This window comes from Nocardia sp. GP40, from assembly GCF_050434125.1.
In the GTDB taxonomy this organism is placed as follows: domain Bacteria; phylum Actinomycetota; class Actinomycetes; order Mycobacteriales; family Mycobacteriaceae; genus Nocardia; species Nocardia albiluteola.
This window is the reverse complement of the sequence record NZ_JBNPVW010000043.1, coordinates 1-7,392: the sequence shown is the minus strand read 5'-3', so window position 1 is coordinate 7,392 and position 7,392 is coordinate 1. Positions and strand designations below refer to the sequence as shown.

Sequence of the window (7,392 nt, the reverse complement as noted above, 5' to 3'; positions counted from 1 at the left end):
CGAACACCGCCGACCCGGCGGCGAACCTGTGCGAAACTTGCACTCGAAGTGTCCTTCTGAACTGCGCGATTGTTGCCTAGACAACAGCAATCATCACAGCTCGAAGGGCACTTTTTCATTCAAACACCACCGACGGGCCCAAGCCCGTCAGTGGATCGAGGCTTAGGGGGCCGGGGCAGAAAGCGGACCGGTAGCGGGGTACCAGCCACCATCACCCAGGCTCGGCAGCAGGCATCGAGCCGGGATTCCTTGCGACGCGCGCTATTCCACTTCTCGCCGCAGGCCCGCGAGCTTGTCGGGATTCACTTGGAAGCGGATGTTCAGGATGGCGCCGTCGAGGATGTCGTAGGTGAGGGCGCCGAGGGGGTGGTCGCCGATCAGGACGAGCAGGCCCAGTTCGCCGTTGATTTCGGCGGGTAGTAGGTGGGCGCCCGCCGAGGACGGCTTGGCCATGGCGCCGAGCATCCAGCGGGCGACGTGGTCGGGGCCGAACAGGGGGCGGCGGGCGGCGGTGATCTTGCCACCGCCGTCGTTCCACAGCGTGACGTCCGGTGCGAGCAGTTCCATCAGGGCGTTGACGTCGCCGCCGTGTGCGGCCGACAGGAACTTGCGGGTGATCTCCTGGCGGGTGGCGGAGTCGGAATCGCAACGCGGGCGGCGGGATTGGACGTGATTGCGGGCGCGGTGGGAGATCTGGCGCACCGTGGCCTCGGGGCGGTCGATGAACCCGGCGATCTCGGCGTGCGAGAAGCCGAATACCTCGCGCAGCACGAAGACCGCGCGTTCGACGGGGGTCAGGGTCTCCAGGACTACCAGCATCGCGGTCGAGACGCTGTCTGCCATCTCGGACTCCTCGGCGGCGGTGGGCTCGGTGAGCACGGGTTCGGGAAGCCAGGGCCCGATATAGGTTTCGCGGGTCGCGCGGGCCGAGGTGAGGCGATTGAGGGCGAGGTTGGTGACGGTCCGCACCAGATAGGCGCGCGGGTTCCGGACCGCGTCGCGGTCGGTGCCGTTCCAGGTGATCCAGGCGTCCTGCAGCACGTCCTCCGCGTCGGTCACGGTGCCGAGCATCCGGTACGCGGTGCCGAACAGCAGGCGGCGGTGCTCGGTGAACGGGTCGGCGAGCGAATCATCCTGCGGCTCGGTAGATTCCGGGTCGCCGGGGGTGATGTCCTGCATGCGATTCATCCCTACTGGTCGAGACCTCGGCGAACCAGCCACTCGGCGAGCGGTTTCGCGATGTCACGACACACGTCCACCGCCCTGGCATGCCCGGCACGGTAATCCTGCGAAAGTCGATCGAGATTACCTTTCGAACCAACCGTCCGGTACTCGTGTTGCCTGCTCACGAAATCCGCGCACGGAACCCGGTCGTCGTCCCCTCCACCTTCGGTCCGGATTCCGCACGCCGCGGCGAACGCGAGTCGGCGCCCGGCACGCCGAATCCCGGTGTTAGGCATCAGTCGAGCGCCTTGTTGGCGCGGCCACCGCGCGAGAACTGCACCGTCATGTTCGCGTGCCGGCTCATCCGGAAAGTCGGCCACGGGCTGCTGCTCACCGATTCCTTGTACATGACGGCCGCGCGACCCTTCAGGTACCAGCGCCGCGGCGTGTCGTCGGCGGCGGTGAACTGAATGACCGCGTCCTTGCGGCCGAGGCTCACCGGCTGGTGGATGTAGCCGAATCGGAAGGGGCGCACGGTCTTTCCGCGCAGCTGCCGGGCGATGCTGTCGGCGACGTATCCGGCACTCGCCATCCCGCTCTGGCAGGTGCCGTGCAGCTCGCCCCAGGTCTGCCGGACGGCCGCGGCGTCGCCGACCGCGTAGATCTCGGGGTGCGAGACCGAACGCAGGGTCGGATCGGTGACGATCAGGCCGCGCTGGTCGACCACGATTCCCGACCGAACGGCCAGCGGCGACACCGCGAAGCCCGTCGTCCACAGGGTCAGATCCGAGGGAACCAGGTCGCCGGTCTCGAGCCGCACGGCGTCGGGCAGCACCTTGGTCACCTTCGTGCCGACGTGACGCACGATGCCCAGGCGATCCAGGGCCCGGTTCAGGTGGGCGCGCGGCTTGTCGCCCATGCCCGCGCCGAGCTCCTGGGCGCTGATCAGGGTGAGGACCAGGTCCGGGTGTGATTCGGCGATCTCGGTGGCCGCCTCGATGCCGGTGAGGCCGCCGCCGACGACGGTCACCGTCCCGCGCGCCGCGGCGATCTCGGTCAGGCGGACCGAGAGCCGGCGCGCCACGCGGGGATCGTCGATGGTCCAGGCCTGGTCCGCGCCGGGGACGCGGGTGGTGTCGGTGCGGCTGCCGATCGCGTAGACGAGGGTGTCGTAGCGCAGGGTGTCGCCGTCGTCGAGAGTGACGGCGCGGGCATCCGGGTCGATGGCGATGGCGGCGGCCCGGCGGAACTCGACGCCGGTGCCCTCGAGCAGGCCGGGAATGTCGCGGTGGGCCAGTTCCTGACCGGCGGCGATCTGGTGCATGCGGAGCCGCTCGGCGAATCGCGCGGACGGGTTCACCAGGGTGATCCGCACATTCCGGCGGCGGGTGCGGTGGGCGAGCCGGACGGTGGCCAGCATGCCGGTGTAGCCGGCGCCCAGGACGACGATCTCGTGCGGTGCGGTGGCGTTCATGATGCGCTCCTGAATCGGTAGGTGGAGTTCGGCCATGGGACAAATCAGCCCGCCGATCCGTGACAGCCAATGATGTGACGCCCGCCATATCATCTGGGCGCGGCCGCGTATCCGCCCATGACCTCGAATAACCGATCCGTTCGCGGCGCCGGGACGGGATGTGGCGGCGATCGCATCGCGGAACAGGACTCCCCGGTTCGTAGTTGTCCCTACAGGAAACGCGAATCCGAATGAGGTGACATGGCCGTACAGGTGGAGATCTGGACCGACATCAACTGCCCGTTCTGCTATCTGGGCAAGCGGCGCTTCGAGCAGGCCCTCGACGGCTTCGAGCACCGCGACGACGTGCGGGTGGTGCATCGCTCGTTCGAGCTGGATCCGACGCTGCCCGCCGATCACACCGGCCCGGTCGTCGCGCACATCGCGGAGAAGTACGGCATCAGCGAGGCGCAGGCCGCGGCCAACGAGCGCGGCATCGGCGCGCAGGCCGAGGCGGTCGGGCTGCCGTACCAGGTCTCCGGCCGCGACTTCGGCAACAGCTTCGACATGCACCGGCTGCTGCACTACGCGCTCGCCCACGGCGCCCAGGAGCAGCTGCTCGACGCGCTCTACCGAGGCAACTTCGCCGAGGACGCGCCACTGTTCGGCGACAATGAGCGGCTGGTCCGGCTCGCGGTCGAGGCCGGGCTGGACGAGACCGACGTGCGCGCGGTACTCGCCGATCCCGAGGCCTACGCCGACGCGGTCCGCGCGGACGAGCGCGAGGCCGCCCGGCTCGGGGCGAACGGCGTACCGTTCTTCGTCTTCGACCGCAGGTACGGCGTCTCGGGCGCGCAGCCGCCCGAGGTCTTCAGCCAGGCACTGGAACGCGCGTGGTCGGATCAGGCGCCGGTGCTCGAGGTGGTGGGCGGCGCGGATGCCTGCGGCCCGGACGGCTGCGCGCTGCCCGAGCGCTGAGCACTCCCGGCGGGCGCGGAATCAGTTGTCGCGCAGGGTAATCCGAATCACCATCGAGGCCGGGTTGGCGTAGGCGCTCACGGCCCCGGCTCGCAGCGCGGCGATGTCGTCGGCGATCACCGCGCCGAACGCGACGGCCACCAGCACCCCCAGCTGTCCCCATGCCACCCAGGCGATCCCGATCGGCGCGGTCGCCAGCGCCGCGAGCGCGGCCAGCACCCGCGACCACGGGCGGTGCAGCCCCAGCGCCGTGCGGAACGCCGCCTGCCCGGCGAAATACAGCGCGACGCCGCCCGACAGCGCCAGCGCCGCCGGCCACCCCACCGGCAGGTTGCCGTGCGCGATGCTCAGGCGAAGCCCGGCGCTGGCCAGAATGACGCCGATGAGCAGCGGATACAGGGCATAGCCGTAGGCCACCGCGGCACGGCGCGCCCGCCGGGGCACCGGGATCGCGCCCAGCGCGGCCTCACCGGCCTCGTCGTCCAGGCCGAAGTACGACCACCACATGACGTACGCCAGGCTCAGTCCCAGGGCGACCATCGCGACCAGGCCGACGGCGATCGGTTCGCCCGCCAGTCCGGCGCCGATCGCGACCACCGATTCGCCGACCGCGATGATGATCACGAGCCCGTGCCGCTCGGCGAAATGGCTGGGCCGGATGCGGAATCCGTCGACATTCACCAGGTAGGGCGTGACGAGCTGCAGCGCGAAGGCCAGCGCCCAGAGCAGATACCGGGGCCAGCCGTCGCTGATCCCGCCGATCAGCACCAGCACCGCGATGATGGCGTTGACCGGTGCGATGCGCAGTATCGCGGAGGTCGCCCCGCGCCCGCCGTTGGCGTAGAACAGCCCGGTGTGTACGAGGTTGACCAGGAAGTAGCCCAGGCCGAAGGCCAGGCCGGAGCCGGTGAACGCCTGCGGGATCGCCAGCGCGATGACGAAGAAGCCGAACATCCCGACCAGCAGCCAGCTGCGGCGCGCCGAACTGCTGGGCGCGACCTCGTTGGTCAGGAAGACGTATCCGCTGTACATCCACCAGATCACCCCGAACATCAGCACCACTCGCCCCAGCGCCGGCCAGCCCGCATGCTGGCCGAACACCTGCGCGAGCTGGGTGATGGTGAAGACGAACACCAGATCGAAGAACAGCTCGAGGGTCGAGGCACGCACCTGCCCGCCCTCGGCGGCATCTCCTACCTGGTCTGATTCATCGTTGCTCACCTCGCCGACAGTAAACGACTGATGCACTGGGGCGCGAGATCGCACATGGTTCACAACGCGGTGAACTCACCTCTTGCGGGTCGGACACATCAGCCCGCCTGGGTGCTGCACGGGGCTCAGGCAGCCATGAATTCCAGTATTGTTCCTGTTTTCACTGGCTTCAGGCTTTGCAGTGAATCGCCTGTAAGTGTTGGTGGTGGCTGGCCTGGGGCTGGCTGGCAGGGTGGTGCCGGTTCTTCAGACCGGGTGTGACTCGTGAATCGCCTGGCCCCGTAAGGGTGCTCTTCCCGGGAGTTGTCCTCTCGGTCTGAAGGCCGGCGCCGTCCCGGCCCACCACGATGGCCTGATCAGAAGCTTGTCCAACCGCGGGAACGGTTGTGGCTCATTACAGGTCTGCCTCGTAGTAACTCTCACCCGGGCCGACGCCGGTCACGACGTCCACCCCGGCTCGAGGAGAACACCGCATTGACCATCGTCGCAGACCACTACCGATTCGTCGTCGGCGTCGACACCCACGCCGCAACACACAGCTACGCCGTCGTCGAATCCCCGACCGGCCGCATCATCGACCAGGCAACGTTTCCGACAACGACGGCGGGACTGGCACGCGCCCAAGCCTGGATCGGTCGCCGAACCGAGGGCGAGATCGACACGGTTCTGATCGCCGCCGAGGGCACCGGCAGTTACGGTGCGATCGCCGCTGACAAGCTCGAACACGCCGGCTACCGACCGAGATCCTGTCCGGCTACTACGAGCCGGACGAACACGGCCGCCGGGTCCCGGAATCGTTGTACGGCGCGGAGAAAATGTGGGCTCATCTGCAACGTCAACGAATCCCGGTGGCGCGCTGCACTATTGAGCGGTTGATGCGCGCCAACGGGTGGCGAGGGGTCGTGCGGCGCAAGAAGATCCGCACGACCGAACCCGATCCGGCAGCAGTGCGGGCACCGGACCTGGTGGACCGGCAGTTCCGGGTGCCGGCACCGAACATGCTGCTGGTCGCCGATTTCACCTACGTGCGCCTGACCAGCGGAGCGTTCGTGTACACCGCGTTCGTGGTCGACGCCTACGCCGGGCGGATCCTGGGCTGGGAATGCTCGACCAGCAAGGCGACCGAGTTCGTGAACTCCGCGATCCGTCAGGCCGCACATGCGCGTGCCCGTGATGGTAATCCGCTGTCGGGCAGTACGATTCACCATTCGGATGCCGGGTCGCTGAGTTCACCGCGCATCTGACCGCCCGGGCGTGTTGGCGGCACGGGCTGCGCCGGTCGATGGGAGCGACCGGAATATGTTGGGACAATAGCCCTTCCGAATCGCTGTGGTCGAGTTTCAGTCGGGTAAGGGCGGCGCGTTGGCGCGCCGTCCTCCCCTCAGAACCGTACGTGCCGGTTGGCCCGGCATACGGCTCAAGCAAGCCCCGAGAGCGTTCACGGTGTTGCGGAAACTGTTGTCTCCCTGCGTTGTCGAGCGCGCAAGGAGCGGTGGCAGGAGGTGTGAACGAGGCGGGTTCGGGTCTCGTCCGGCTGCCTGTGGTGGGTGAGATGGTCGGCGGTGATGGCACGCCGGATGACGGCCAGCCACCATCGTTCCCAGTCCTCGGGCGATTCGGGCGGTTGATCGGCGGACAGCACAGGATCCCCGCACAGCGGGCAGCACCCGCCCTGCTCGGTGAGCAGGCGCAGGTTGTAACTGTCCAGTGCGGGTTTGTTTTTCCGCCGCCGTGCCGCCCAGTACTCACGCAGGTCAGGGTCGTCCGGAGACGCCGAACCGGTGACCTGTTGATGCCGGACGATGGGAGTCCACGCGAACTTGACCAGGTGAGCGACGTTGTCCCCGTTGCGGTGGTCGCGGTCGCCGAATACCCAGCGGTCGTCGCGGAACTTGTTGAACCTGCCGAAATAGCGGCGCACTATCCACCGCTTCGGCTTTCCGGAATGGGTGTGACAGGCCCACCGATAAGTCAGCCGCCACACATAGTGGTCCAGCGAGGCAAATATCTTGCTGGACACCACACCTCGGTAATAGGCCGCCCATCCCCGGATGATCGGGTTGAGGCGGGCGATCACCGCGCCCGCGTTGGAGCCACGCAGGCTGCGTAGTTCCGTGGCGAGACGTTTCCGGATCCGCCTGACCGCGTCCTGGCTCGGTTTGATCAGCAGCTTCGCCGGACGCTGCCCGTGCTGCCGATACCGACGGATGGAGACCCCGAGGAAGTCCAAGCCACCGTCGGATTCGACATGCACGATGCGTGTCTTGTCCTCGTTGAACGACAACCCTCTCGAGGCCAGCCAGACCGCCAGTTTCGTCTTGACCTGTTCGGCCTGCTGCTGGGAATAACAGCATACGGCCAGGTCGTCGGCATATCTCACCAGGACCGGGGCACCAGCCACTGTTCTTGCGGCGTTGACGCCGTCAGCGCGGTAGCGGACCCCTGCGGCCTCCTCCAGGCCATGCAGGGCCACGTTCATCAGCAACGGGCTGATTACGCCCCCAACGCTGTTGGCAACTTCTGCTTCGATGTCACGCTGACCTACCGTCGGCTGGAGCGTCCTCGACGCCGTACGACGGCGGTGT

General features: G+C 67.7%; 5 protein-coding genes and 2 pseudogenes. 3 read left to right on the top strand and 4 right to left on the bottom strand.

Features of this window, described 5'->3' with window-relative positions; genetic code table 11:
- Positions 1-261: 261 nt before the first annotated feature.
- Positions 262-1,179 (bottom strand): RNA polymerase sigma-70 factor, encoded by a 918-nt coding sequence (locus ABH933_RS45370; RefSeq protein ID WP_429429337.1) that lies wholly within the window; start codon positions 1,177-1,179, stop codon positions 262-264.
- Positions 1,180-1,459: 280 nt separating this feature from the next.
- Entirely contained in the window at positions 1,460-2,638 is a 1,179-nt protein-coding gene (locus ABH933_RS45365) for an NAD(P)/FAD-dependent oxidoreductase (protein WP_429429335.1), read from the bottom strand.
- Between the two features lie 240 nt (positions 2,639-2,878).
- Here ABH933_RS45365 and ABH933_RS45360 point away from each other — a divergent pair, with 240 nt between their 5' ends.
- Complete coding sequence (locus tag ABH933_RS45360; RefSeq protein ID WP_429429333.1) at positions 2,879-3,595, top strand: DsbA family oxidoreductase; 717 nt, start codon at positions 2,879-2,881, stop codon at positions 3,593-3,595.
- Between the two features lie 21 nt (positions 3,596-3,616).
- On the opposite strand, the gene ABH933_RS45355 is transcribed toward ABH933_RS45360, so the two are convergent.
- Positions 3,617-4,816, bottom strand: a complete 1,200-nt coding sequence (locus ABH933_RS45355; protein ID WP_429429331.1) for a low temperature requirement protein A — start codon at positions 4,814-4,816, stop codon at positions 3,617-3,619.
- 294 nt (positions 4,817-5,110) lie between these two features.
- On the opposite strand from ABH933_RS45355, the pseudogene ABH933_RS45350 reads away from it, so the two are divergent.
- A pseudogene (locus tag ABH933_RS45350) lies at positions 5,111-5,515 on the top strand (hypothetical protein); the annotation flags it as partial.
- Between the two features lie 29 nt (positions 5,516-5,544).
- Positions 5,545-6,134, top strand: a pseudogene (locus ABH933_RS45345) (IS3 family transposase); the annotation flags it as partial.
- A gap of 111 nt (positions 6,135-6,245) precedes the next feature.
- Here the strand turns inward: ABH933_RS45345 and ABH933_RS45340 are convergent.
- On the bottom strand, positions 6,246-7,392 hold a 1,147-nt coding region (locus tag ABH933_RS45340), incomplete at its 5' end, for a group II intron maturase-specific domain-containing protein (RefSeq protein ID WP_429455341.1).

Excerpts from the sequence above, each read along its gene's own strand:
- ABH933_RS45365 (WP_429429335.1), bottom strand. The coding sequence starts at position 2,638 with ATGAACGCCACCGCACCGCACGAGATCGTCGTCCTGGGCGCCGGCTAC.
- ABH933_RS45370 (WP_429429337.1), bottom strand. The coding sequence starts at position 1,179 with ATGCAGGACATCACCCCCGGCGACCCGGAATCTACCGAGCCGCAGGAT.
- ABH933_RS45360 (WP_429429333.1), top strand. The coding sequence starts at position 2,879 with ATGGCCGTACAGGTGGAGATCTGGACCGACATCAACTGCCCGTTCTGC.